This window comes from Rhodococcus sp. NPDC060090 (assembly GCF_042729855.1).
Classification (GTDB): Bacteria; Actinomycetota; Actinomycetes; order Mycobacteriales; family Mycobacteriaceae; genus Rhodococcus.
The window spans coordinates 225,743-251,031 of the sequence record NZ_JBHWXB010000008.1; the positions used below are offsets into that span (position 1 = coordinate 225,743).

Below are 25,289 nucleotides of genomic sequence, written 5' to 3' on the forward strand. Positions count from 1 at the left end.
CAATGTTCGCACTCACCGACGACGACCGGGCGATCCGCGACACGGCCCGCGACTTCGCCAGCGAGTACCTGGCCCCGAACGCGGTGGAATGGGACCAGGAGAAGTACTTCCCGGTCGACGTGTTGCGCAAGGCCGCGGCACTGGGCATGGGTGGAATCTACGTCCGCGAGGATGTCGGCGGATCCGGGCTGCGACGCCTCGACTCCGTCCGCATCTTCGAGGAACTCGCCAAGGGCTGCCCCTCGATCGCCGCCTACATCTCCATCCACAACATGGTGGCGTGGATGATCGACAAGTACGGCGACGACGAACAGCGTCGCCGCTGGCTGCCGAGCCTGTGTTCGATGGAACACCTCGGCAGCTACTGCCTCACCGAACCTGGCGCAGGCTCCGACGCTGCGGCCTTGAGCACCAAAGCCGTGCGCGACGGCGACGAGTACGTGCTCAACGGAGTCAAGCAATTCATCTCGGGCGCCGGTACATCCGACGTGTACGTGGTGATGGCCCGCACCGGCGACACCGGTGCGCGCGGAATCTCCGCGTTCATCATCCCGAAGGACACCCCCGGACTGTCGTTCGGCGCAAACGAGAAGAAGATGGGCTGGAACGCGCAACCCACCCGTCAGGTGATCTTCGAAGATGCCCGAATCCCCGCCGAGAATCTTCTCGGTGACGAGGGCGGCGGTTTCCGGATCGCGATGCACGGGCTCAACGGGGGACGGCTCAACATCGCCGCCTGCTCGGTCGGTGGCGGCCAGACCGCCCTCGACCGGACGGTCGCGTACCTCGCAGAGCGTAAGGCGTTCGGTGAGCGGCTGCTCGAGTCTCCCGCGCTGCAGTTCCGGCTCGCCGACATGCGCACCGAACTGGAAGCTGCGCGCACACTGCTGTGGCGCGCCGCCGATGCCCTCGACACCGAGGCCGCCGACGTCGTGGAACTGTGCGCGATGGCGAAGCGGTTCGCGACCGACGCGGGGTTCAGCGCCGCGAACGAAGCCCTGCAGCTGCACGGCGGATACGGTTACCTTGCCGAGTACGGGATCGAGAAGATCGTGCGAGATCTGCGCGTTCACCAGATCCTGGAAGGAACCAACGAGATCATGCGGCTGGTCATCGCGCGCAGCGTGGTGGCGGCGGCGCAGACAGGAGCGGCATGACGGGGAACGAACCCGAAATCCTCATCGAGGCGAAGAACGGACTCGGCCGGATCACTCTGAACCGGCCCAAGGCGATCAACGCACTCAACCACACCATGGTTCAAGCGATGGCCGAAGCGCTGCTGGAGTGGTCCACCGACGACACCATCCGTGCCGTCGTGATCACCGGCGCCGGCGAACGCGGCCTCTGCGCAGGCGGCGACATCGTCGCGATCTACCACGATGCGAAGGACGGCGGTACCGGCACACAGGACTTCTGGCGCGACGAGTACGTCCTCAACGCTGCGATCGGCCGCTACCCGAAGCCGTACGTAGTGATCATGGACGGCATCGTCATGGGCGGCGGTATCGGAATCTCGGCGCACGGCAACGTGCGGATCGTCACCGAACGTTCCTCTCTCGCAATGCCGGAGGTCGGAATCGGATTCATCCCCGACGTCGGCGGCACCTACCTGCTCTCGCGAGCCCCGGGTGAGCTCGGCACACACATCGCCCTGACCACCGGACGAATGAAGGCCGGCGATGCGATCGCACTCGGCTTCGCCGACCACTTCGTCCCGTCCGAGGCACTCGACAAGTTCGTCGCCGCACTCGAATCCGGATCGGTCGACGAGGCCCTGGCCGAATACTCGCAGCCCGCACCGGAATCGGACGTGCTCGCACAGCAGAGCTGGATCGACGCGGCCTACTCCGCCGACAACGTCGAGGAGATCGTCGAACGGCTCCGTGCCTCCGACGTTCCGGAGGCGGAGGCCGCCGCCGAGACAATCTTGGGCAAGTCGCCCGCCGCGCTCGAGGCGACCCTGCGCTCGCTCCGGCACGCCCGCGATCTCCACACCCTCGAAGAAGTCCTCAACGAGGAGTACCGAGTGTCGCTCGCGTCGTTGAAGACCCACGACCTCGTCGAAGGTATTCGCGCGCAGGTCATCGACAAGGACCGTAACCCCGCGTGGTCCCCGGCGACCCTCGCCGACGTCACCGTCGCCGATGTCGACGCCTACTTCCAGCCGCTCGGCGATCTCGAACTCGGGCTCGCCGCCGACGAAGGAGATCGATAGATGAGCACTCTCCCCAGCGTTGCCTTCCTCGGCCTCGGGCACATGGGCGGCCCGATGGCCGCGAATCTGGTGAAGGCCGGCTACTCGGTGACCGGGTTCGACCCGGTTCCCGCCGCTGCACAACAGGCCACCGAAGACGGCATCACGGTCGTGTCGTCGGCGGTGGAGGCGGTGGGCAGCGCGGACATCGTCGTCACCATGCTGCCCAACGGCAAGCTGGTGCAGGACCTCTACGACGAGATTCTCCCCGCGGCGAAGACGAACACCCTGTTCGTCGACAGCTCCACCATCGACGTCGCCGACGCACGCGAGGCCGCGTCCCGTGCGCAGGCGGCCGGACACCGCGCCATCGACGCACCCGTGTCCGGCGGTGTCGCAGGCGCGACCGCGGGCACCCTCGCGTTCATGGTCGGTGGATCCGAGGCGGACTTCGGGTCGGCGCAGCCGTTGCTCGAGGTCATGGGTCGCAAGGTTGTCCATTGCGGCGGGTCGGGTAACGGCCAGGCCGCGAAGATCTGCAACAACATGATCCTCGGTGTGTCGATGATCGCGATCAGCGAGGCGTTCGTGCTCGGCGAGAAGCTGGGCCTGACCAACCAGGCCCTGTTCGACGTCGCGTCCAACGCGTCGGGCCAGTGCTGGGCGCTCACGAGCAACTGCCCCGTGCCCGGTCCCGTGCCGACGACCCCGGCCAACAACGACTACCAGCCCGGATTCGCTGTCGCACTCATGGACAAGGACCTCGGTCTGGCCTCGAACGCGGTGCGTACCAACGGTGTCGACGCCGAACTCGGGTTGCGCGCGGCGGAGCTCTACCGCCGATTCAACGAGGGCGGCGGTGGTGGTCTCGACTTCTCTGCGATCATCAACGACATCCGTACCCGTTCGACAGAAGAGGACAGCAAGTGAGCGAGTTCGAGACCATCCTGGTCGACCGTAAAGGCCGCGTCGGCATCATCACGCTCAACCGGCCCAAGGCGCTCAATGCCCTCAACAGTCAGTTGATGCACGAGGTCGTGGCGGCGGTCGAGGAACTCGACGCCGACGCCGAGATCGGGGCCATCCTGCTCACCGGTTCCGAGAAGGCCTTCGCCGCAGGCGCCGATATCAAGGAGATGGCGCCCAAGACGTTCAGCGAGGTCTACGGGGAGGACTTCTTCTCCGAGTGGGACCGCCTGTCTGCGGCACGCACCCCGATCGTCGCCGCCGTCTCCGGATACGCGCTCGGTGGCGGCTGCGAGCTCGCGATGCTGTGCGATTTCATCATCGCCTCCGACACCGCGAAGTTCGGGCAACCCGAGATCAAGCTGGGCGTCATCCCCGGCATCGGCGGCTCGCAGCGCCTGACTCGCGCTGTGGGCAAGGCCAAGGCCATGGACATGATCCTGACCGGCCGCAACATGGACGCCGAGGAAGCGGAACGCGCGGGACTCGTGTCGCGGATCGTGCCGACGGCCGAGCTGTTCGACGTTGCCCTCGAGACAGCGACGACCATCGCGTCGATGTCGCTGCCCGTCGCAATCATGGCCAAGGAAGCAGTGAACCGTGCGTTCGAGACCACGCTCGCCGAGGGCGTGAAATTCGAACGCCGCGTATTCCATTCGACGTTCGCCACCGCCGACCAGAAGGAAGGTATGGCCGCGTTCGTCGAGAAGCGCGCGCCGGAATTCAAGCACGCCTGATCGTCGGCACAGACGACGAGACGGGGCCGTCCCGAACGCGGATTCCGGGGGCCGACGCAACACCGCTGTCAGTTGGCGGTGGTCAGATCACGCACAAACGCTCGGCTGGGATATCCCAGCCGAGCGTTTGTGCGTGGACGACTGTTGAGTTCGTGCGCGACATGCTCGAGATCCGTCGGGCTGTAGAAGGGAACGCGACATCGTCGGTTGTGTCGTGAAGTCTTGGCTGAGTCAGCGAACGAGGGTCTTGACCCTGACACAGTGTGAGCCCATAGAACAGGTGGTGCCATGTTGAGTATCGGAGATTTCGCCAGGCACGGACGGGTATCGGTTCGGATGCTGCGCCACTACGACCTGCTCGGGCTACTGGTGCCCGAGCGGGTCGACCCCGTCAGCGGATACCGCTTCTACGAGGTCGGTCAACTGGCGCGACTGAATCGGATCGTCGCGCTGAAAGAGCTCGGGTTGACGCTGGACCAGGTTGGCCGGCTCCTGAACGACGCGGTCACCAGCACCGACATGCGCGGCATGCTGACCTTGCGCCGCGCCGAGCTCGAACAGCAGATATCCGCCGACCGAGACCGGCTCGCCCGGGTCGAGGCGAGACTCCGGGTTATCGAAAGGGAGGGCACCATGCCTACCGATGAGATCGTAGTGAAACCTGTTCCGGCGATGCGGATCGCCGAACGCAGCACCGTGGTGGCCGACTTCGCGCCGGAGACTATCGGGCCTGCCGTAGAACAGTTGTTCGCGGAACTGGGCGCCGCGCTGGAGCAGGAACGGATCGAGTGCACCATGCCTGCGGTCTGCTATTACGACCAACGGCCGGACGGATCAGTGCGGGCGCACGCGGGTATGACGGTGCGCATCGAGACCGGCGACTCGGACGGTTTCACCGTCGTCGATCTTCCGGAGATGCCGCTGGCGGCGATGCAGATCTACCGCGGCGATATGGATGGGGAGCTCGAGCCGCACCAGGATTTGGCGCAATGGCTCGAGGACAACGGATACCGCACAGCAGGACCGAGCCGGGATGTCACCCTGGTCTGGGATGTGGATACCCGCACATGGGTGACCGAACTCCAGGAACCCATCGCACGGGTGTGACCGGCTGCTGCCGGAGTCGCTCACACCGGCTCCGGCAGTGTCGATCGTCGGACAGGGTGCGCAGCCGCACTGACGGCCTGCGCCGCGCGCTGTGGCCCGAATTCGTCCCCGCAACCGATGATCCGGGTGCGGGGATGGCCCTCACTTGCCGTTCACCACTTCGTCGGTGCGCCACCTGTATCGAAATCACCTGAGTCGTGGCGCATTACAGAAAGGATTCGGAGCAGCGGGTCGAGATCTGTATCGGGTATGCCCGGGCGTGCGAACACCTCGGCATTGAGCTTCTCGGTCGCTTCGATGGCGAGCGTGCGACCCTCGTCGGTCAACTCGATCAACGTGGCGCGACGGTCGCTCGGGTGCGGAGTGCGCCGGACGAGGCCGGCAGCCTCCAGTCGGTCGACGGCGTTGGTGACGCTGGTCGGGTGCACCTGCAGACGCGCACTGGCCTTGGCCATCGGGAGCGCTCCCGACTTCGTGAAGTGCAGCAGTGTCAGCAGTTCGTAGCGGGCGAAGGTCAGGCCGAACGGCTTGAGGACCTCTTCGACGCGGGCGATCATGATCTGCTGTGCCCGCATCACCGAGGTCACGGCGGCCATACCGTCGGCGACCTCGCCCCAGCCGTGGATGGTCCACTGGCGGTGGGCTTCGGCGATGGGGTCGAGCGGAAGTGGTGCGGGCATGCCCCGATCATCCCACGCCGGAAGGCCCGTCAGGCGAACTGCTCCTCGAAGTTGCCGAGGCATCGCCGTAGTCGGTGCGGATCGTCCCCTTGTCTTCGATCCCGGGTGGAACGGTCAACGGTGGGCGTAGTCAGGAAATCGCTCGTCGACGTCCCCTGCGCGCAACCCGAATTCCTCGAGGGTGTATCGATGCGAAGGTGTGCGTGCCCCGTTACGGCTCTCCGAGTGCATCGAGGCCATCGCACGTTCCGCATCGGCGCTGAGATCGGTGCCGAGCCGATCGTAGATACCCCCGACCGTCGACAGGGGATCGTCGACGAAGTCCCGGTAGTCGACGTCGACGAACTGCGCGCGGTCGTGTCGGGATCGTGCCTCGGTGAAGGTTTCGTACCCCCGGGCCCACAGGTCGAGCTGGCTACGGCCGATGGTCTCGCCGACGAACGTCTCGGACCATCCCTCGGTCGCCTTCGCGGCAAGGCTGCAGACGGACGGAATGACGGTGCGCGGGTCGCGGTGGGTGACCACGACGAGGGCGTCCGGGTAGACGGCGAGCAACTCGTCGAGCGCGAAGAGGTGGCTGGGATTCTTCAGCACCCACCGCTTGCCTGCGTCGGGCAGGCCGATCAGCCGAAGATTGCGTCGATGACGCGCATACGCCTGCGTCCAGTCCTGACCGGACAACCACTGCGAATAGGTGGGCAGGTGGGCGAGGCATTCGTACGAGATCGACCGGAACGATTGACGCAGCAGTTGCCAGCATTCCTCGACCTCCGCGGCCGACATGTAATGCACCCCCATGAACTCCGGGTGCTCGATGTGATGCTGGGAGAACGCTGCCTCGATTCCGGCGAAGACCGGATTGCCGGCCCATTCCTCGCGGGGCGGGCGCGGTTGCGGCATTTCCGTCAGCCACATCTCGAGTCCCTGATGGGTGGGATCGGCGGTGAGGAGGCGATGCAGCGCGGTGGTGCCGGTGCGCGGCAGGCCCGTGACGAAGATCGGTCGCGTGATCTCGACGTCGGCGTGCGCTGGGTGCTGTGCCCACGCTGCCTCCGACAGCAGTCGCGCGACGAGCGCCCCGCGCAGGAACACCCGCGACATCTTGCTGCCGAGTGGGGTGAGTCGCTCGTCTCGCTCGTAGGAGTCGAGCAGGACCGTCAGGGCTTCGCTGTAGTCGTCGGCCCCGAAATCGGTGAGACCGGTCAGGCGCGTCGCGGACTCGTGCAGCGATTCCGCAGTGCCGATCGTGGTGCGTTCGGTCATGGTGTAGTCCCGTCAGTGGTGGTACTCGCCGCAGTTCACGTCCAGACACTGCCCGGTGATCGCCGACGCCATGGGAGAGGCGAGGAAGATGACCGCGTCGGCGATGTCCTCGGAGGTGGGTAGCCGCTTCAGATCGCTCGCCGCCGCGGTGTGCTCGTAGATCTGATCGACTGTCATGCCGTACTTGTCGGCCTGATGCTCGAAATAGCCACGCAGGATCGGACCCCAGATATATCCGGGTGCAACGGAGTTGACGCGAACTCCTTGCGGGCCCAGTTCTGTCGCGAGTGACTGCGACGCCGCGAGCAGTGCGGATTTCGCCAGCTTGTAGCTTCCGTAGCGCTCCTGGGAATGGCGCAGCACCATCGAGTTGACGTTGACCACCGACCCTTTCGAGCTGCCGAGGGCGTCGGTGAACAGCCGGGTCAGTCGCAGCGCACCGAGTACGGTGAGCTCGATGCTGTCACGGATATGTTGAAAATCGGTGCGCGCCAACGGTTTCATGTCTGGTATCGAGAACGCGTTGTTCACCAGGGCGTCGACCCGCCCGAACTCCCGCACGGCGACCTCGGCGAGGTGGGCGGCCGAGTCGTCGTCGGTGATGTCGGTGGGTACGGCCACAGCGCGCCTGCCCAGTTCGGTGACCTCGGCAGCGACCTGCTCGAGTCGCTCCCGGGTGCGGGCGGCCAGGACGACGTCGGCGCCGTGCTCGGCGCACCGCACCGCGAGGGTGCGGCCGAGACCGGGGCCGACACCCGAGATGACGACCACCCGATCGCGCAGGAGGCCTGCCGCGGCGCTCACGCGAGCATCCGATCCGCCACACCGCTCTGACGTGCGGCGATGCGCAACGACCACTCGTCCGGCGTGATGCGGTTCGACTCGTGGAACGGCAGCAGTTCGGGGACACGATCGAACGCGACGACCTCGGCGACCGGCCCCTCCCCGGGTTCGGGGTGACGGTCGAGGCGCTGCCAGCGGAACTGCAGGATGCCGCGGTCGTGACCGACGGTCTCGACCCAGTTGGTCACCCCGGGATTGCGGTTCGAGACGACGATCCGGATGTTCCCGTCGGGATCGATCTGCGCCTGGGAGTTGTTGAGCGAGGTCTGATGGCCGGTGTAATCGAGGGAGACGTACCACAGGCTGCCGAGCTGGAAGCCCAGGTAGGGTGCGTCGGACGCGGGCAGCGTGATCACCATCGCCTCGTCGTCGGAGAGGTCGAAATGACCGACCGACGAGTACTGGGTGTCGAGCCCGCCGGGAGTGCGACGCGGCTCGGTGAGGGTGTTGACCGGCAGATCCAGGTAGAACCACTGCGGGAACTGCAGCCACGTCTTCACACGCGACATCAGAGCCCGGGCTGCGCGCTCGTATCGTCGTGTGACGTCGTCGCGGGTCGGTGCGGGCGCGGGCGTGCCCAGTGTGTCGAGCCGGTCGATGCGGAGCGATCCGCGGCGCTGGGTCCAGTCGCTGTAGACCTCCCGGACGACGAGCTGCGACGAACCGGGGGAGAGGTGGAAGTAGTTGCGGGCGCTATCCGCGGGGCCGGGCCCGAACCGGACCTCGAAGGTGCCGTCGTCGGCGATGGTGAGTGCGCGATCGTCGAACGCGGTCACATTACCCGGCACGTTCGCGTCGGTGTAGTTTCCGGCCATCACCTGGAAGCTCAGGTCGCAGGTGGTGCCGCGACGGCCGGTGACGAGGTACTCGGCGTGGTCGCGTACTGCGGCTCCCCAGTACAGGGTGTCGGGATTGTCGAGACCCATTTTGGCGTAGGGGCCGGTGCCGGTGATGAAGGTCGGGTGAGTGCTGCTGTGCACGAACGCAGCGTGCACGCACGCGGATATTCCTCCGGCGAGGTACTCGTAGCCTTCGGTCAGGTCCTGTTCGGTGCGGATGTGCGGTGCTGTGGCCACGAGTTTCTCGGCTTCGGCGATGGCCGCTGTGAGTGGATCGGTGAGCACACGGTTCTCCTGAGGGTCCGAATGTGTACCGCTGCGGTAGAGCATCTTCCGAAGCCGACAATAGAACGTGTTCTAGTGGATGGTCAACGGTCGATCGCCCCGCGGCGCCGGAACCGTGGTTGTGTTGAGTGCATGACCGACGACGCAGCCCTGGCCACCGAGATCGCCGCAGGCGCAGGAGAGCTGTTGCTGAACATCCGCGCGACCGAGCAGGGCGAACTGTACGGGCGCGACCTCGGTCGCCGCGGAGACCATGCGGCGAACGCATTCATCCTCGAACGGCTCGCGGCCGAACGGCCCGGCGACGCGGTGCTCTCGGAAGAATCCGCCGACGATCCGGGTCGTGTCCACGCCGAGCGGGTGTGGATCATCGATCCTCTCGACGGCTCGAAGGAGTACGGCTGGCCCGGCCACGTCGATTGGGCGGTCCACATCGCGTTGTGGCAGGCCGGACGAGGTCTCACCGACGGAGCCGTCGCTCAGCCCGCACTCGGCGCCGTGTATTCGACGAGCGACCACACCGCCGCGGGCGTCCACGAACCTCTCGGCCGGTATCGGCCCAGCATCGTGGTCAGCGGTAGCAGGCCGCCCGCGTTCATCCACGACGTCGCGCGCACCGTCGGCGCCGATCTCGTGCCGATGGGTTCGGCAGGAGCGAAGGCGATGGCCGTGGTGCGCGGCGAGGCCGACGCGTACGTCCACGCCGGAGGGCAATGGGAGTGGGACTCGGCTGCGCCCGTCGCGGTCGCACAGGCGGCGGGCATGTATTGCGCGCGGATCGACGGCAGCCCCTTCGAATACAACCGTCCCCATCCGTACCTTCCGGATCTGGTGATCTGTCGCCCCGACTGGGCGCCGACACTCATGGCGGCCGTCTCCGAACACGCGGATGCGCCCACCGACAGCGCGCGGGTGGCGATGGCGCGCGCCTACATTCGCTCGTTGCTCAGTCACGATGCATCACATGTGCGGCTCGCCGAGGATGCGTGGCGCGTCGAGAACGGTCAGCGCACCGGAAGCAGCGGCATCGAGATCCGCGATCGCCTCGAGAACGGTGCGGAATACCGGCCGATTCGCCGCGTGCGCGACCTGACGTTCCACGAGTGGCATCACGACGTCGTCGCGCGTTTCCTGCTCGACATCGCCGCAGGTCGAAACGAGACGATCACCGTGTCGGTCACCGAACACTTCGATATCCCGGCGGGTGATATCCGGTCGATCGTTGCGATCATCGAACCCTACGCGCCAAATAGTTAGACCTTTGAGCTAGTTTCGAATCGGGACGAATAGTGAGAAAAGCAACACGAATTCAGAATCAGGCGGTGCCATGACAGCTTCACTCGATATCGGCGACGGAATCCATGCGATCCCCGTTCCCGTTGCGGACCTCCCGGTCGGCGACACCCAGGTCTACGCGGTGGAATCCCCTCGGGGGGTGGTCCTGGTCGACGCAGGCTGGAACAACGACACCTCATGGAACGCGCTGCAACAGGGCCTCGCGACCGCCGGGCTGTCGGTGACCGACGTCGAAGGCGTCGTCGTCACCCATTTCCATCCGGACCACGTGGGCCTGACCGCTCGGCTCCGGGAAGCATCCGGATGCTGGGTGGGCATGCACGAATCCGACTTCGAGACACTCGGTCACATGATGTCCGACCGCAACTGGAGCGAACGTGACTTCGAACAGTGGCGTGTCGCGGGGGCTCCGCCCGAGCAGATCGAGGAGTACCTCGCGGACTCGGGGAAGGGGCAAGGACGACCCGAGGCCATGCCCGATCGGAAGCTCACCGACGGCGAGGTCATCCCGCTCGCCGGACGCACGCTCCGCACCGTGTTCACCCCCGGCCACACCCCCGGCCACGCGTGTTTCTACATCGAGGAACACGAGATCCTGTTCAGCGGCGACCACGTGCTCGCCAAGACCACGCCGCATGTCGGTGAGTTCGACTTCCCCGTCGCCGAACGCGATGCGCTCGGCGAGTTCCTCGCTTCGCTCGAGGCGGTAGGAAAGCTCCCCGCCAGGCGCACCCTTCCCGCGCACCGGCAACCCATCGACGATCTCGCGGCCAGGACGGCGGCGCTCGTCGAACACCACGAAGAGCGACTCGACGACCTGTACAACTCCCTCGGCGACGAAGGACTCACCCTGTGGGAGGCCACATCCCGCATGAAGTGGTACCGGTCGTGGGACGAGACACCGGCTCGTGGCAAGCAGATGGCAATGTCCGAGGGTTCTGCGCATCTGCGCCACCTCATCGAGCGTGGACGTGCCCGGCTGGTGCCCGACAGCCATCCCGCACGCTTCGTGCGCATCTGAACATCCACCGAAACGACTTCACCCCCGCTTCGTGAACGAAGCGGGGGTGAAGTGGTGCCCTCGGCAGGATTCGAACCTGCGACTTCTTGCTCCGGAGGCAAGCGCTCTATCCCCTGAGCTACGAGGGCAATCCGGGCCCGCCGGGTGACCAGCGGTGCGGGAGTCAGCCTAGCGTATTGTCGCCGCTACGCCACATCGGCTGTTCAGAGCCGGTTTACAGGCCGGGATCGGGTACATCGGACCATCGATCAGTTCATCGGAAGCGGCTCGGCGCCGCGCTCGGCGAGCATCGACGTCATCAGTTGCGACTCGCTGGTCTGTGTATCGACCATCTTCTGAGCAAGACCCCGCACGACCGATTCGCTCGCGTACTGGGCACCGTATTCCATCATCGGCAGTCCACCCTCGTGGTGGCGCAGCATCAGCTGCAGGAACAACACATCCTGCTCGACTCCGGTCGCGGCGCGCAGGTTCGCAAGGTCCTCGGAGGAGGCCATACCAGGCATCGGCCCCGCCGCGCCGGCATCGTGGCCCTGGTCGTCCGACGCGGCGTGCCCGTGCCCATGACCGCCGTCCTCGCTCATCCACGTCATGTACGGGCCCGACGGCAGCGGAGGCTGCCCCCACATCGTGAGCCAGCCCTCCATCTGCCCGACCTGATTCTGCTGTGTCGTGAGGATGTCGTAGGCGAGGTTGCGCACGTACTGGTCCTGCGAGCTCGTCACCGCGATCGCCGACATCTCGATCGCCTGGTTGTGATGCACCGTCATGTCCTGGCAGAACCCGACATCGACGGAACCCGCCATCGGATCGGCCGGTCTCGAGTCCTCGAGGGGAATCCGTGCCAGGAATCCGAGCAGGAAGCCGACTGCGAGGGCGATGACGGCGGCCAGCACCAGCACCGTCCTGCGGTTTCCGGTGCCGGGTGTGGAATCGGCCGGGTCACGCGACAGATCGTCCGAGGCGCTCATCGTCAACTCCCTGCCGGGACCTGCATGTCGGCGGGAAGCTGCTCGGTGCCGTCGGCGACGCCGCCGTCCATCGGCACCGCGTCGGGGCCGGGCGCGGACGCATCGAACGGGGGCGGATTCGCCGGATCGAACGACGAGGGCAGCGTCGAGCAGCTCGCACCGACCTCGGGATAGGTGTACCGGTTCAGGCGCAGCGCTTCGATGAAGTGATCGATGCGCGTGTCATCGACGCTGTCGACCTTGAGCTGATGACCCCAGGACTGCAACGAGATCGGCGCGTCGAGGCCGGGGTACGGCGACATCGACATATAGGTGCGACCGTCGACCTTCGCTTCGAGAGCCGAGACGGCTGCGTCGTCGAGCAGATCGGGGTTGTAGGCGATCCAGACGGCGCCGTGCTCGAGCGAGTGGACCATGTTCTCGCTGCGCACCGGAGTGTCGTACACCGTTCCGGTGCACGTGGCCCAGATCGCGTCGTGTGGTCCGCCGAACGGCGGGCTGTGGTCGTAGGCGACGCGCTGCGTGGGGGCGACGTGCTGGCCCGCCGGGTACTCGATATTGACAACGCCGTCGATGGCCAGCGACGGGTCCTGGTTCTCCTCCGTCGGTGCCCAGGCCGACAATTCCTGCTGGTTCTCGTACTGCGGAATGATGCTGACCGCGATCACCGCGACCAGTGCGACGACGGCGACGATGCCGCCGATCGTCAGCCACGGAATCTGGCGCTGCTTCGGGAGGCCCTTGGCCCCGCCGCTGTTCTTCTTGGCGGCCTGGATGGCCTTCGACGATTTGGCGCCGGTGCTCTTCTTGCCGGAACTGCCGTTGCTCGGACCGCTGGGCATCGCTGGTTGCTCTTTCTACGGATGGACAGGCGAACGTGCGCACCGGTCGGGTACACACACATCGCCAACTCTACGGGCGTCGGGGACGGGGGAGCGTCCACGGCTTCGCGCCCCAGCCAATAGGATGAACACCTGTGACTCCTGCCGATCTTGCCGAATTGCTCCACGGAACCGCTGCGAGAGTGCTCGCCGACCGTGATCTCGACGTATCTGTACTGCCCGCGAGCCTCACTGTCGAGCGGCCCCGCAACCCGGAGCACGGCGACTACGCAACCAATGTCGCGATGCAGGTTGCCAAGAAGGTCGGCGTGAATCCCCGCGACCTCGCGACCTGGCTCGCCGAAGCACTCACCGCCTCCGAGGGCATCGACTCCGCCGATGTCGCGGGCCCCGGCTTCCTCAACATCAGGCTTGCCGCCGACGCGCAGGGCGCGATCGTCGCCGAGGTGCTCGATCAGCGCGACACGTACGGCAGCGGCAAGGCCCTCGCCGGCCGGAAGATCAACCTCGAGTTCGTCTCGGCGAACCCGACCGGCCCCATCCACCTCGGCGGTACCCGGTGGGCTGCGGTCGGCGACGCACTCGGTCGTGTCCTCTCGGCGCAGGGCGGCGATGTCACTCGCGAGTACTACTTCAACGACCACGGCGGGCAGATCGACCGCTTCACGCGCTCGCTCGTTGCGTCCGCGCTCGGACAGCCCGCTCCCGAGGACGGCTACGCCGGCGACTACATCGTCGAGATCGCGAACTCCGTCGTCGAGCAGCGCCCCGGGGTACTCGACCTCCCGGAAGGCGAGCGGGACGAAGTGTTCCGGTCCATCGGCGTGGACCTGATGTTCGAGCACATCAAACGCACGCTTCACGAGTTCGGCGTCGACTTCGACGTCTACTTCCACGAAAATTCGCTGTTCGAGTCCGGAGCCGTCGAGAAGTCCGTCGAGACGCTCAAGAGCTCGGGAAATCTGTACTTCGACGACGGCGCGTGGTGGCTCAAGAGCACTGACTACGGCGACGACAAGGACCGCGTCGTCATCAAGTCCGACGGAAACGCCGCGTACATCGCAGGCGACATCGCGTACTTCCAGGACAAGCGTTCCCGCGGCTTCGACCTGTGCATCTACATGCTCGGCGCCGACCACCACGGCTACATCGCACGGCTCAAGGCCGCAGCGGCGGCCTTCGGTGACGATCCCGACACCGTCGAGGTCATGATCGGCCAGATGGTCAACCTGGTACGAGACGGCCAGGCCGTGAAGATGAGCAAGCGCGCAGGCACCGTCATCACCCTCGACGACCTCGTCGACGCCATCGGCGTCGACGCCGCCCGATACTCGCTCGTCCGTTCGTCCGTCGATCAGAGCATCGACATCGATCTCGCACTGTGGGCCTCCGCGTCGAGTGAGAACCCCGTCTACTACGTGCAATACGCGCATGCGCGACTGTCGTCGATCGCACGGAACGCCGCCGACCTCGGACTCAGCGGGGAGGGCGCAGACCTCGCGCTGCTCACCCATGAGCGTGAAGGCGACCTGATCCGCACCATCGGTGAATACCCGCGGGTCGTCGCAACGGCAGCGGAACTGCGCGAACCCCATCGTGTGGCGCGCTACCTCGAAGAGCTCGCAGGGACCTACCACCGGTTCTACGACGCGTGCCGCATCCTGCCGCAGGGCGACGAAGAGCCCGGCGACCTGCACACGGCACGGCTCGCGCTGTGCGCCGCAGCACGCCAGGTTCTCGCCAACGGACTCGGCCTCCTCGGCGTCAGCGCACCGGAGCGGATGTGAACGCGCACCCCGCGGGACCGCGTCACGCCGAGATCCCGCACGCACCCGGTCTGCCACAACGACCCGGCAATGCCACCGAACTCAACGAACTCCACCGGCATGTGTGGCCGCGCAACACCACCCGTGGTGACGACGGCGTCACACACATCGCCGGGGTCTCCGTCACCGAACTCGCCGAGACCTACGGCACACCGCTGTTCGTCGTCGACGAGGACGACTTCCGGTCGCGGTGCCGTGAGATCGCCGACGCCTTCGGACCCGACGCGCGGGTCCACTACGCGTCCAAGGCGTTTCTGTGCACCGAGATCGCCCGATGGGTGCACCAGGAGGGGCTGTCCCTCGACGTCGCTTCCGGTGGCGAACTCGCCGTCGCACTGCACGCAGGATTTCCGGCGCAGAAGATCGCGCTGCACGGCAACAACAAGTCCGTGGCCGAACTGCAGACCGCCGTCGAGGTCGGTGTGGGCCACATCGTGCTGGACTCGCTCACCGAGATCGACCGCCTCGACGCGGTCGCAGGTGAGCTCGATGTCGTCCAGGACGTCCTCATCCGGATCACCGTCGGTGTCGAAGCACACACCCACGAGTTCATCTCCACCGCGCACGAGGACCAGAAGTTCGGTCTCTCGCTGGCAGGCGGCAACGCGATGGACGCCGTGCGCCGCGTCTTCGCCGCAGGCAACCTGCGCCTCGTCGGGCTGCACAGCCACATCGGCTCGCAGATCTTCGACGTCGACGGCTTCGAACTCGCCGCCCACCGGGTGATCGGGTTGTTGCGCGACATCGTCGCCGAATTCGGAGTCGACAAGACCTCGCAGCTGCACATCGTCGACCTCGGCGGTGGACTCGGCATCTCGTACGTGCCGAGTGACGACCCGCCGCCGGTCGCGGACCTCGCCGCCAAACTCACCGACATCGTGCGTACCGAGTCCGCTCTCGTCGGGCTGCCCACCCCGACGCTTGCCGTCGAGCCCGGACGCGCCATCGCGGGCCCGGGCACGATCACGCTCTACGAGGTGGGCACCATCAAGGACGTGACCGTCGGTGCCGGCCAGACCAGGCGCTACATCAGCGTCGACGGCGGGATGAGCGACAACATCCGTACCTCGCTGTATCAGGCGGAGTACGAATCGCGCCTCGTGTCGCGGGTGAGCGAGGCCGAACCCGTCGTCGCACGGGTGGTCGGCAAGCACTGCGAAAGTGGTGACATCATCATTCGCGACGCCTGGATGCCCGCGGATCTCGACGCGGGAGATTTGCTGGCCGTCGCGGCGACCGGTGCATACTGCTACTCGATGTCCAGCAGGTACAACCTGCTGACCCGCCCGGCCGTCGTGGCGGTGAAGGACGGCGTCTCGCGCATCCTGCTACGCAGGGAAACGATCGAAGATCTGCTGAGCTTGGAGGTTACGGAGTGACCAGCACAACGGTCGAAGGTTTATCCGGGAAGCGACCCCTCGGTGTCGCGGTACTCGGCCACGGCACCGTGGGCGCCGAGGTCGTGAACATCATCCGGAACGACGCGCGCGACCTGCAGGAGCGCATCGGTGCGCCCCTCGAACTGAGGGGCGTCGCGGTGCGCGACGCAACGTCGGATCGCGGTATTCCCGCGGAGCTCTTGACAACCGATGCGGAGGCACTCGTCCGCCGCGACGACGTCGACCTCGTCGTCGAACTCATCGGCGGTATCGAACTGCCCCGCACGCTGGTGCGCTCGGCGCTCGATGCAGGAAAGTCGGTGGTGACGGCGAACAAAGCGCTCCTCGCCGCCTACACCGGTGAACTGGCCGAGGCGGCGGAGTCCCACAACGCCGACCTCTACTTCGAGGCGGCCGTGGCCGGCGCCATCCCGGTGATCCGTCCGTTGACCCAGTCGCTCGCCGGCGACCGCGTCGACCGCGTGATGGGCATCGTCAACGGTACGACGAACTACATCCTGTCCGCGATGGACGAGAGCGGCGCCGACTACGAGACGACGCTCGCCGAGGCGGGTCGCCTCGGTTATGCCGAAGCCGATCCCACCGCCGATGTCGAAGGGTTCGACGCCGCCGCCAAGGCCGCAATCCTCGCGTCCATCGCGTTCCACACCCGGGTGACCGCCTCCGACGTCTACCGCGAAGGCATGAGCTCGATCACCGCGGCCGACCTCACGTCGGCCCGTGCCCTCAACTGCACGATCAAATTGCTCGCGATCTGCGAACGTATTCCCGGTCCGGACGGCCGCGACCGCGTCTCGGCCCGCGTGTACCCGGCCCTGGTGCCGCGTGAGCATCCTCTCGCCACGGTCTCCGGTGCGTTCAATGCCGTGGTCGTCGAAGCCCAGGCCGCCGGTCGGCTCATGTTCTACGGCCAGGGGGCCGGGGGAGCGCCCACCGCATCTGCGGTGATGGGCGACCTTGTCATGGCGGCACGCAACCGCGTCCAGGGGGGCCGCGGCCCCCGCGAATCGAAGTACGCCGAGCTCGAGATCGCTCCGATGAGCGACATCGTCACCCGGTACTACGTCAACCTGCAGGTCGCCGACCGCGCCGGCGTGCTCTCCGCCGTCGCCGCAGAGTTCGCGACGCGAGGCGTCAGTATCTCCGCTGTGCGTCAGGAAGGCGCCGGCGACGGCGCCCGACTGGTGGTGCTCACCCACCGAGCCACCGACCGGGCGCTGTCGGACACCATCGCAGCGCTAGAGAATCTCGAATCCGTAACTGCTGTCACCAGCGTCCTGAGACTGGAGGGATCCGCCGAATGAGTGCGGTCGACAAGAACACCACCCCCGTGCACACCCCGTGGCCGGGCCTGATCGAGGCGTACCGCGGTCGTCTCCCGATCGGCGACGGCTGGAAGACGGTGACGCTGCGCGAGGGCGGTACGCCGCTGCTTCCGGCGGAGCGGCTCTCCGAGCTCACCGGCTGTGAAGTGCACATCAAGGTCGAAGGACTCAATCCCACGGGTTCGTTCAAGGACCGCGGCATGACCATGGCCGTCACCGAGGCGCTCGCGTCCGGTAAGCAGGCCGTGCTGTGTGCGTCCACGGGCAACACTTCGGCTTCCGCCGCCGCATACGCGTCGAAGGCCGGTATCGGATGCGCGGTCCTCGTCCCGCAGGGCAAGATCGCCATGGGCAAGCTCGCCCAGGCCGTCATGCACGGCGCGAAGATCGTTCAGGTCGAGGGCAACTTCGACGACTGCCTCGAACTCGCACGCAAGACGACTTCCGAGTTCGACACCATCGGACTCGTCAACTCGGTCAACCCTGTGCGCATCGAAGGCCAGAAGACCGCGGCGTTCGAGATCGTCGACGCGCTCGGCGACGCGCCGGACGTGCACGTGCTGCCCGTCGGCAACGCAGGCAACATCACCGCGTACTGGAAGGGCTACTCCGAGTACTTCGCCGACGCGATGAGCACCCGTCGCCCTCGCATGCTCGGCGTGCAGGCGGCAGGGGCCGCGCCGCTCGTCCTCGGCCATCCGGTCAGCAACCCCGAGACGATCGCTACCGCGATCCGGATCGGCGCACCGGCGTCGTGGAACGGTGCCGTTGCGGCCAAGGAGGAGTCGAACGGCGCATTCCGGGCGGCCACCGACGAGGAGATCCTCGAGGCCTACCGCCTGCTCGCGAAGACCGAGTCGATCTTCGTCGAGCCTGCATCGGCAGCGTCGATCGCCGGTCTGCTCGCGGCGCGCAAGGAAGGCTGGCTCGAGCCCGGTCTGAAGATCGTGTGCACCGTCACCGGCAACGGGCTCAAGGACCCCGACACCGCCCTGCGTGACGTGCCCGTGGTCGAACCCATCCCGGTCGATCCTGTGGCCGTGGCATCGGCGCTCGAGCTGGCCTAGTGACCGCCTCGCCCTCCTCCGTTGGGAAACAGGACATGACGCAGACGTTGCCCGCAGGGGTCTCGGTGACAGCTCGGGTCCCGGCCTCGAGCGCCAACCTGGGGCCCGGGTTCGACACGCTCGGACTGGCGCTCGGGTTGTACGACGAGATCACCGTCACCACAACCGGTTCCGGCCTCGAGGTGCGTGTCGAAGGGGAGGGGGCGCAGGAGGTGCCGTGGGGACCGTCGCATCTCGTGGTGCGCGCGGTCGAACGCGGGCTCGAAGCCGCAGGTGTCTGGGCGGATGGTCTCGATATCGTGTGCCGCAACGTGATTCCGCATTCGCGTGGTCTCGGCTCGTCGGCGTCCGCGGCGGTGGGAGGGCTTGCTGCCGCCAACGGCCTGGTGCGGAAGGTTGCACCCGAGCGGATCCTCGACTCGGCGCAACTGGTGCAGTTGGCGTCGGAATTCGAGGGCCATCCCGACAACGCGTCGGCCAGCGTTCTGGGCGGTGCTGTCGTGTCGTGGAGTGAGGCCGAGGTCGACGCGGAGCGCCGTGCGTACCGGGCGGTGTCGCTGCGGGTGCATCCGTCGATCAAGGCCGTCGTGCTCGTGCCGTCCGTGCGGTCGTCGACCGCCCACACCCGCGGGCTGTTGCCTGACCTGGTGCCGCATCGTGACGCCGCATTCAACGTCAGTCGTGCCGCGCTCGCAGTCGTTGCGCTCACGGAACGGCCCGATCTGTTGATGCAGGCAACCGAGGATCTGCTCCATCAGGCGCAGCGTGCTCCGGCGCTTCCACTGACGACCAAATGGATCTCGATCCTGCGCCGTGCCGGAATTGCGGCCACCGTGTCGGGCGCAGGTCCTACGGTTCTCGCGTTGACGACCGAGTCGATTCCCGCGGATCTCCGCGCGGCGGCGGAGGCAGACGAGCTCACCGTGCTCGACCTCGACATCGCCGACGGGGTTCAGGTCGACTGACCTCGCCGTGTCATGATCGCCTCGGCAACGGCCGACCCGGACGCCCGGGCCGGCCGTTGCCGGCACTCCCCTCGGTTGCGAAAGGGGAGTGGTGCATCACACACGAAACTCGCGTCACACAGATTCTTGCCCTACGTGCAGAACGTCGCTATCCTGAGGAAGTCCGCACGTCGTGCGCTCGTGTCGCCGGGTTCTCCAGGACATTCACTCCAGCTCCATCGGGGCGTCCGATCCTGGGTCGATCCTCACCTGCTTCCGATCCGGGAGAGGGACAAAGGCCGTACCTAACCGACATCGGTGTGGTGGCGGACGTGCCGACCGTTCGACTTCCGTGAACTCGTACGGCAAATCCCAGCTCAGTGAATGAAGCTGATCTGCGGAACGAACCCTCGACTCCGCATCAGTGGGCGAGGGAAGGAAAGGATCTCCGTGACAGATACGGACCTGATCGCTACACCAGCTTCCGATACCGCCGCGGCTTCCGCAGGCACCCAGTCCGGCGATTCCGCCCAGCCCTCGCGTGGAGCCCGTCGTGGCACCGGGCTTGCGGGCATGGTGCTCGTCGAGTTGAGGGCTCTCGCTGCCGAACTCGGCATCAAGGGCACGTCGGGAATGCGCAAGGGCGACCTCATCGCTGCGATCAAGGAAAAGCAGGGAAGCGGTGCCAAGAGCGCTCCCGCTACCGAGGCTCCGGCCGGTCGCACCAAGGTGCAGGCCGAGCCCGCCAAGGCTCCTGCGGAAACGGCGGAGGAAGCACCGAGCCCCCCCGCGCGTACTCGCCGCACCCGTGCCGCAGCGGCCTCGGAGAGTGAGTCCGCCCAGGTCGTGGCTCCCGCCGAGAAGCCTGCAGCTGAAGACAAGCCCGCTGCCGACGTGCAGCAGACCGAGTCGGACGACGACGGACCCCGCCGGGGTCGGCAGCGTCGCGGTCGTCGCGGTGCGGATCAGCAGGAGCAGAACCAGAAGAGCGAGACGCAGGTATCCGACGACTCGCAGACACCGGACACCGAGCGTGGCGGCGAGTCCCGGGATCGGTCGAACGACCGCGGGAAGTCCCAGGACCGCACCGAATCCGAGGGCGGACGTCAGCGCGGCGACCGTAACCAGGGTGACCGTAACCAGGGTGACCGTAACCAGGGTGACCGTAACCAGGGTGATCGCAACCAGGGTGATCGCAACCAGGGCGGTAACCGCGACGATCGCAATCAGGGCGATCGGAACCAAGGGCCGCGTCAGGACAACCGCGACAACCGTGGGGACGACGACGAGGAAGGCGGCCGCGGTCGCCGGGGCCGACGCGTCCGGGAGCGTCGTCGCGGTCGCGACCGCGGCGAATCCGGCGGCGGCGATACGCGCGAACCCGAAATTCGGGAAGACGACGTCCTCCAGCCGGTCGCAGGCATCCTCGACGTCCTCGACAACTACGCGTTCGTACGGACCTCCGGCTACCTCGCCGGACCGAACGACGTGTACGTGTCGATGAACATGGTGCGAAAGAACGGTCTGCGCCGTGGTGACGCCATCACCGGCGCGGTGCGTGTTCCGCGCGAGGGCGAGCAGTCCAACCAGCGTCAGAAGTTCAACCCGCTGGTTCGGCTCGACACCGTCAACGGTGGTGAGGTCGACGCGGCCAAGCGTCGTCCCGAGTTCAACAAGCTCACCCCGCTGTATCCGAACCAGCGTCTGCGCCTCGAGACGCAGCAGAACATCCTCACCACGCGTGTGATCGATCTGGTCATGCCGATCGGTAAGGGACAGCGTGCGCTGATCGTGTCGCCGCCGAAGGCCGGTAAGACCACGGTGCTTCAGGACATCGCGAATGCGATCGCCGTCAACAACCCCGAGTGCTATCTCATGGTGGTTCTGGTCGACGAGCGTCCCGAAGAGGTCACCGACATGCAGCGTTCGGTGAAGGGCGAGGTCATCGCCTCGACCTTCGACCGGCCGCCGTCAGACCACACGTCGGTCGCCGAACTTGCGATCGAGCGAGCAAAGCGCCTGGTCGAAATGGGCCGCGATGTTGTGGTCCTGCTCGACTCGATCACCCGCCTCGGCCGCGCGTACAACAACTCGTCGCCTGCGTCGGGACGCATCCTCTCGGGTGGTGTCGACTCCACCGCGCTGTATCCGCCGAAGCGATTCCTCGGTGCTGCGCGCAACATCGAAAACGGTGGGTCGCTGTCGATTATCGCATCGGCACTGGTCGAGACCGGTTCTACCGGCGACACCGTGATCTTCGAGGAGTTCAAGGGCACCGGCAACGCCGAGCTCAAGCTCGATCGCAAGATCGCCGAGCGGCGCGTGTTCCCCGCGGTGGACGTCAATCTGTCCAGCACCCGCAAGGACGAGCTGCTCATGAGCCCCGACGAGTTCGCGGTCGTGCACAAGCTGCGTCGCGTGCTCTCCGGTCTCGACTCGCACCAGGCGATCGACCTGCTCGTCGACAGGCTCAAGAAGTCCAAGACGAACATCGAGTTCCTCATGCAGGTGGCGAAGACCGCACCGGGGGCACTGGAAGACTGACGTGCGGGCCCGGGAATTTTTCCCGGGCCCATACGTTTGGCATAATCGAACAGTTCAGTCCGGTTCCGGTTCACGTCTTCGATCGGCGAAGGCGACCCGGCGACCATGAAAGGGACACCATGAAGGCAGGAATCCACCCCAACTACGTGGCGACAACCGTCGTCTGCGGTTGCGGTAACACGTTCGAGACCCGCAGCACGTCCGAGTCGGGCCGCGTCAACGTCGAGGTGTGCTCCAACTGCCACCCGTTCTACACGGGCAAGCAGAAGATCCTCGATACCGGCGGACGCGTCGCGCGCTTCGAGGCTCGCTACGGCAAGCGCGCGTCGAAGAAGGCTGCAGACGACAGCTAGCTGCAATGCCGACGCCCGGTTCTGTCTTCGTACAGACCGGGCGTCGGCATTTCTCTTTCCGGTCCGACGATCGGATTCCTGTAGAACACAGCACTTTCACGACAAGAGCGGAGCGAACCCATGGCGGGGCAGACCAAGCCATCGGCCATCGACGACATCCTGGCCGAACACGCGGGCCTGGAACAACAGCTGTCCGACCCGTCGCTGCACAACGATCCATCCGCCGCCCGCAGGGTGGGAAAGCGGTTCGCCGAACTCGCGCCGATCATGTCGACCTACGCGAAGTTGGTCGCGGCCCGCGACGACCTCGACGCGGCCCGTGAACTCGCCGCCGACGATTCATCGTTCGCCGCCGAGATTCCGGATCTCGAGGAGCAGGTCTCCGAGCTCGACAAGACGCTCACCGACCTGCTCGCTCCGCGTGACCCCCACGACGGCGACGACGTGGTGCTCGAGGTCAAGTCCGGTGAGGGCGGCGAAGAATCCGCGTTGTTCGCCGGTGACATCGCCCGCATGTACACCCGCTTCGCCGAGCGGGCCGGCTGGCGTGTCGAAGTTCTCGGAGCCACCTACTCCGATCTCGGCGGCTACAAGGACGTGACCCTGTCGATCAAGTCCAAGACCGATGTGCGTGACGGGGTGTGGTCGCGGCTCAAGTTCGAAGGTGGCGTCCACCGCGTCCAGCGTGTCCCGGTCACCGAATCGCAGGGCCGTGTGCACACGTCGGCGGCCGGCGTGTTCATCTACCCGGAGCCCGACGAGGTCGAAGAAGTCCAGATCGACGAGACCGACCTGCGGATCGATGTGTACCGCTCGTCCGGCAAGGGTGGTCAGGGCGTGAACACCACCGACTCCGCGGTGCGCATCACCCACCTGCCTACGGGCATTGTCGTCACCTGCCAGAACGAGCGTTCACAGCTTCAGAACAAGGCGCGCGCGATGCAAGTGCTGGCGGCGCGTCTGCAGGCGGCGGCAGAAGAGGCCGCGGACGCCGAGGCGTCGGCCGGTCGTGCCAGCCAAGTGCGCACGGTCGACCGTTCCGAGCGGATCCGCACCTACAACTTCCCGGAGAACCGGATCACGGATCACCGGATCGGGTTCAAGGCCCACAACCTCGATGCTGTGCTCGACGGTGAGCTGGACACGCTGCTCGATGCCTTGGGCACGGCAGACAGAGAGGCCCGGCTCGCGGCGGAATGATCGTCGGAGCCGGACCTCTCGTCGAGTGGACGGTTTATCCTTCGTCACCCTCGTCTGACTCGCCCGGTACCTGAGCGATATCGACACCGGGGAGCAGGAAGCACTGCTCACCTGCTGCGTTCTCGTGCATACCCCAGATCGCAGCCAGAACCGTTCCCGCCTCGGGTTCGGTCAGTGCGGCGGGAGCTCCCCACAGGCCCTCAGTCGATTCCAGAGTCGTATTTCCGGTTGCACCGGTGTTGATGTTGATCCAGGACACGGTCCCGCCGCCGGCACTCTGCTGGTTGACGACGTAGAGGACTTCGTCACCTTCGACAGCCTCGTTCTCGGTATGTGTCAACGACTGGGTCTCTGCGATTCCTGCAGGGCAGAGCACCGGTATGGGCTGGAAGTCGATGGGAGCAGCCGCTGCGGTGCCGGTCCCGGCGAATGCTGCCGCACCGCCCATCGCGACCACTGCGGCGGCGCGGACAGCGCGTGATGTGTTCTTGTTCATGACACTCCTTTCGGTTTCCCCAACCTCCGGGACGTTAACGGCCAGGTGTGACGGATGTGGCGAAGTAGACCTATCCGTGTCTTGTTCGTGACACCGTGGGATCCTGTACGGGTGAGTCGTCAACCCTTGCGCCTGGCCATCATCGAAGCCGTATCGGTGCTCGAAGAAGCAGGTGTACCGAGCCCTCGTGCGGACGCCGAGTTGCTCGCCGCGCACCTCCTCGGGATCGAACGCACCCGCCTCGGTCTGGTGCCTCTCGTCGACCCCGCGATGATCGATGCCTATCGGGCGATGATCGCGCAGCGGGCAAAGCGGATCCCTCTCCAATACATCACCGGAACGTCACCGATGGGAGCCATCGACCTTGCGGTCGGTCCCGGTGTCTTCGTCCCGCGGCCGGAGACCGAACTGCTCCTGGGGTGGGCACTGGCGTTTCTCGAAAGTTACGGCCGACGCAACCCCGTGGTGCTCGACCTGTGCACCGGATCCGGCGCTCTGGCACTCGCGATCGCGCATGCCCGTCCCGACGCAGTGGTGCACGCTGTCGAACTCGAGCCGAAGGCCCTCGCGTGGGCCCGACGCAATGCCGAGACCCGCGCGCGGGACGGCGACACGCCCATCGTCCTGCACCAGGGCGATGTGACCGACCGGGGGCTGCTCGCATCGCTCGAGGGCGTCGTCGACGTCGTCGTGTCCAACCCGCCGTACATTCCCGAGGGCGCGGAGCTCGACCCGGAGGTGATCGACCACGACCCGCACTCGGCGCTCTTCGGTGGGCCGGATGGGCTCTCGGTGATCAAGCCGATGATCTCCAACGTCGCCCGGTGGCTGAAGATCGGGGGAGTGGCGGCCATCGAACACGACGACACCAACGGCGCACAGGTCGCCTCCCTGTTGTCCCAGCGCCGGGTATTCGGTGACGTGGTCGAGCATCCGGATCTGGCGGGGAAGCCGCGGTTCGTCGTTGCGCGAAGAGTCCCCACGGAGCGGGAGGCGAGTCGTGCGCAGCCGGTGCCGTCGGCCGACATCGACTGAACGTACTCGGCGAACGGGGTCGATCCTCGGGTACACCGATGCGAGTGGAAGGATG

At 66.3% G+C, this 25,289-nt stretch carries 23 protein-coding genes and 1 tRNA gene; 16 read left to right on the forward strand and 8 right to left on the reverse strand.

What is annotated here, in order from left to right; genetic code table 11:
- Positions 1-2: 2 nt before the first annotated feature.
- The 5 genes from ACFWCF_RS13500 (at position 3) to ACFWCF_RS13520 (ending at position 5,004) form a co-directional block, all read left to right on the forward strand.
- Positions 3-1,157 (forward strand): isobutyryl-CoA dehydrogenase, encoded by a 1,155-nt coding sequence (locus ACFWCF_RS13500; protein ID WP_378561980.1) that lies wholly within the window; start codon positions 3-5, stop codon positions 1,155-1,157.
- A complete protein-coding gene (locus ACFWCF_RS13505; RefSeq protein ID WP_378561983.1) occupies positions 1,154-2,215 on the forward strand; it encodes an enoyl-CoA hydratase/isomerase family protein in 1,062 nt (353 codons plus the stop codon). Before ACFWCF_RS13500 ends, ACFWCF_RS13505 begins: the two co-directional genes overlap by 4 nt.
- Positions 2,216-3,124 (forward strand): 3-hydroxyisobutyrate dehydrogenase, encoded by a 909-nt coding sequence (mmsB, locus tag ACFWCF_RS13510; RefSeq protein ID WP_378561986.1) that lies wholly within the window; start codon positions 2,216-2,218, stop codon positions 3,122-3,124.
- The gene (locus ACFWCF_RS13515; protein WP_378561989.1) at positions 3,121-3,897 is read left to right on the forward strand and encodes an enoyl-CoA hydratase; all 777 of its coding nucleotides are present in this window, start codon (positions 3,121-3,123) and stop codon (positions 3,895-3,897) included. Before mmsB ends, ACFWCF_RS13515 begins: the two co-directional genes overlap by 4 nt.
- 288 nt (positions 3,898-4,185) lie before the next feature.
- Positions 4,186-5,004: a MerR family transcriptional regulator gene (locus tag ACFWCF_RS13520; protein WP_378561992.1), complete on the forward strand. Its 819-nt coding sequence runs from the start codon at positions 4,186-4,188 to the stop codon at positions 5,002-5,004.
- A 152-nt stretch (positions 5,005-5,156) separates the two neighbouring features.
- On the opposite strand, the gene ACFWCF_RS13525 is transcribed toward ACFWCF_RS13520, so the two are convergent.
- From ACFWCF_RS13525 to ACFWCF_RS13540, 4 genes are all read right to left on the reverse strand, one after another.
- Positions 5,157-5,684 (reverse strand): MarR family winged helix-turn-helix transcriptional regulator, encoded by a 528-nt coding sequence (locus ACFWCF_RS13525; RefSeq protein ID WP_378492223.1) that lies wholly within the window; start codon positions 5,682-5,684, stop codon positions 5,157-5,159.
- A 114-nt stretch (positions 5,685-5,798) separates the two neighbouring features.
- Complete coding sequence (locus ACFWCF_RS13530; RefSeq protein ID WP_378561996.1) at positions 5,799-6,947, reverse strand: sulfotransferase family protein; 1,149 nt, start codon at positions 6,945-6,947, stop codon at positions 5,799-5,801.
- A 12-nt stretch (positions 6,948-6,959) separates the two neighbouring features.
- On the reverse strand, positions 6,960-7,751 hold the full coding sequence (locus ACFWCF_RS13535) for an SDR family oxidoreductase (RefSeq protein WP_378561998.1): 792 nt from the start codon (positions 7,749-7,751) through the stop codon (positions 6,960-6,962).
- A complete protein-coding gene (locus ACFWCF_RS13540) occupies positions 7,748-8,914 on the reverse strand; it encodes a hypothetical protein (protein WP_378562001.1) in 1,167 nt (388 codons plus the stop codon). The genes ACFWCF_RS13535 and ACFWCF_RS13540 overlap by 4 nt, the downstream gene beginning before the upstream one ends.
- A gap of 132 nt (positions 8,915-9,046) precedes the next feature.
- Here ACFWCF_RS13540 and ACFWCF_RS13545 point away from each other — a divergent pair, with 132 nt between their 5' ends.
- Positions 9,047-10,171: a 3'(2'),5'-bisphosphate nucleotidase CysQ gene (locus ACFWCF_RS13545; RefSeq protein WP_378562003.1), complete on the forward strand. Its 1,125-nt coding sequence runs from the start codon at positions 9,047-9,049 to the stop codon at positions 10,169-10,171.
- 70 nt (positions 10,172-10,241) lie between these two features.
- On the forward strand, positions 10,242-11,231 hold the full coding sequence (locus ACFWCF_RS13550; protein WP_378562006.1) for an MBL fold metallo-hydrolase: 990 nt from the start codon (positions 10,242-10,244) through the stop codon (positions 11,229-11,231).
- Between the two features lie 52 nt (positions 11,232-11,283).
- Here ACFWCF_RS13550 and ACFWCF_RS13555 read toward each other — a convergent pair.
- The 3 genes from ACFWCF_RS13555 to ACFWCF_RS13565 form a co-directional block, all read right to left on the reverse strand.
- Positions 11,284-11,359, reverse strand: a tRNA-Arg gene (locus tag ACFWCF_RS13555).
- A gap of 120 nt (positions 11,360-11,479) precedes the next feature.
- Positions 11,480-12,202, reverse strand: coding sequence for a DUF305 domain-containing protein (locus ACFWCF_RS13560; RefSeq protein ID WP_378562009.1), 723 nt, complete (start codon positions 12,200-12,202; stop codon positions 11,480-11,482).
- A gap of 2 nt (positions 12,203-12,204) precedes the next feature.
- Entirely contained in the window at positions 12,205-13,044 is an 840-nt protein-coding gene (locus ACFWCF_RS13565; protein ID WP_378562012.1) for a DUF3105 domain-containing protein, read from the reverse strand.
- Positions 13,045-13,178: 134 nt separating this feature from the next.
- Between ACFWCF_RS13565 and argS the strand changes: the two genes are divergently transcribed.
- The 8 genes from argS to prfA all read left to right on the forward strand — a co-directional run bounded on the left by argS (position 13,179) and on the right by prfA (position 23,703).
- Positions 13,179-14,831, forward strand: coding sequence for an arginine--tRNA ligase (gene argS, locus ACFWCF_RS13570; protein WP_378562015.1), 1,653 nt, complete (start codon positions 13,179-13,181; stop codon positions 14,829-14,831).
- Positions 14,828-16,249 carry a diaminopimelate decarboxylase gene (lysA, locus tag ACFWCF_RS13575; RefSeq protein WP_378562018.1) on the forward strand — a complete coding sequence of 474 codons (1,422 nt, stop codon included), beginning with the start codon at positions 14,828-14,830 and terminating at the stop codon, positions 16,247-16,249. The genes argS and lysA overlap by 4 nt, the downstream gene beginning before the upstream one ends.
- Entirely contained in the window at positions 16,246-17,574 is a 1,329-nt protein-coding gene (locus tag ACFWCF_RS13580; RefSeq protein WP_378562021.1) for a homoserine dehydrogenase, read from the forward strand. The genes lysA and ACFWCF_RS13580 overlap by 4 nt, the downstream gene beginning before the upstream one ends.
- A complete protein-coding gene (thrC, locus tag ACFWCF_RS13585; protein ID WP_378562024.1) occupies positions 17,571-18,662 on the forward strand; it encodes a threonine synthase in 1,092 nt (363 codons plus the stop codon). Before ACFWCF_RS13580 ends, thrC begins: the two co-directional genes overlap by 4 nt.
- Before the next feature lie 35 nt (positions 18,663-18,697).
- Positions 18,698-19,627 (forward strand): homoserine kinase, encoded by a 930-nt coding sequence (thrB, locus tag ACFWCF_RS13590; RefSeq protein ID WP_378562027.1) that lies wholly within the window; start codon positions 18,698-18,700, stop codon positions 19,625-19,627.
- A 429-nt stretch (positions 19,628-20,056) separates the two neighbouring features.
- Positions 20,057-22,150: a transcription termination factor Rho gene (gene rho, locus ACFWCF_RS13595; RefSeq protein ID WP_378562030.1), complete on the forward strand. Its 2,094-nt coding sequence runs from the start codon at positions 20,057-20,059 to the stop codon at positions 22,148-22,150.
- Between the two features lie 119 nt (positions 22,151-22,269).
- Positions 22,270-22,503 carry a 50S ribosomal protein L31 gene (rpmE, locus tag ACFWCF_RS13600; protein ID WP_378492923.1) on the forward strand — a complete coding sequence of 78 codons (234 nt, stop codon included), beginning with the start codon at positions 22,270-22,272 and terminating at the stop codon, positions 22,501-22,503.
- A gap of 120 nt (positions 22,504-22,623) precedes the next feature.
- The gene (gene prfA, locus ACFWCF_RS13605) at positions 22,624-23,703 is read left to right on the forward strand and encodes a peptide chain release factor 1 (RefSeq protein WP_378492924.1); all 1,080 of its coding nucleotides are present in this window, start codon (positions 22,624-22,626) and stop codon (positions 23,701-23,703) included.
- A gap of 34 nt (positions 23,704-23,737) precedes the next feature.
- Here the strand turns inward: prfA and ACFWCF_RS13610 are convergent, their stop codons facing one another.
- The gene (locus tag ACFWCF_RS13610; protein ID WP_378492925.1) at positions 23,738-24,199 is read right to left on the reverse strand and encodes a hypothetical protein; all 462 of its coding nucleotides are present in this window, start codon (positions 24,197-24,199) and stop codon (positions 23,738-23,740) included.
- Positions 24,200-24,310: 111 nt separating this feature from the next.
- On the opposite strand from ACFWCF_RS13610, the gene prmC reads away from it, so the two are divergent.
- Complete coding sequence (gene prmC, locus ACFWCF_RS13615) at positions 24,311-25,234, forward strand: peptide chain release factor N(5)-glutamine methyltransferase (RefSeq protein ID WP_378562033.1); 924 nt, start codon at positions 24,311-24,313, stop codon at positions 25,232-25,234.
- The last annotated feature ends 55 nt before the right edge of the window (positions 25,235-25,289 follow it).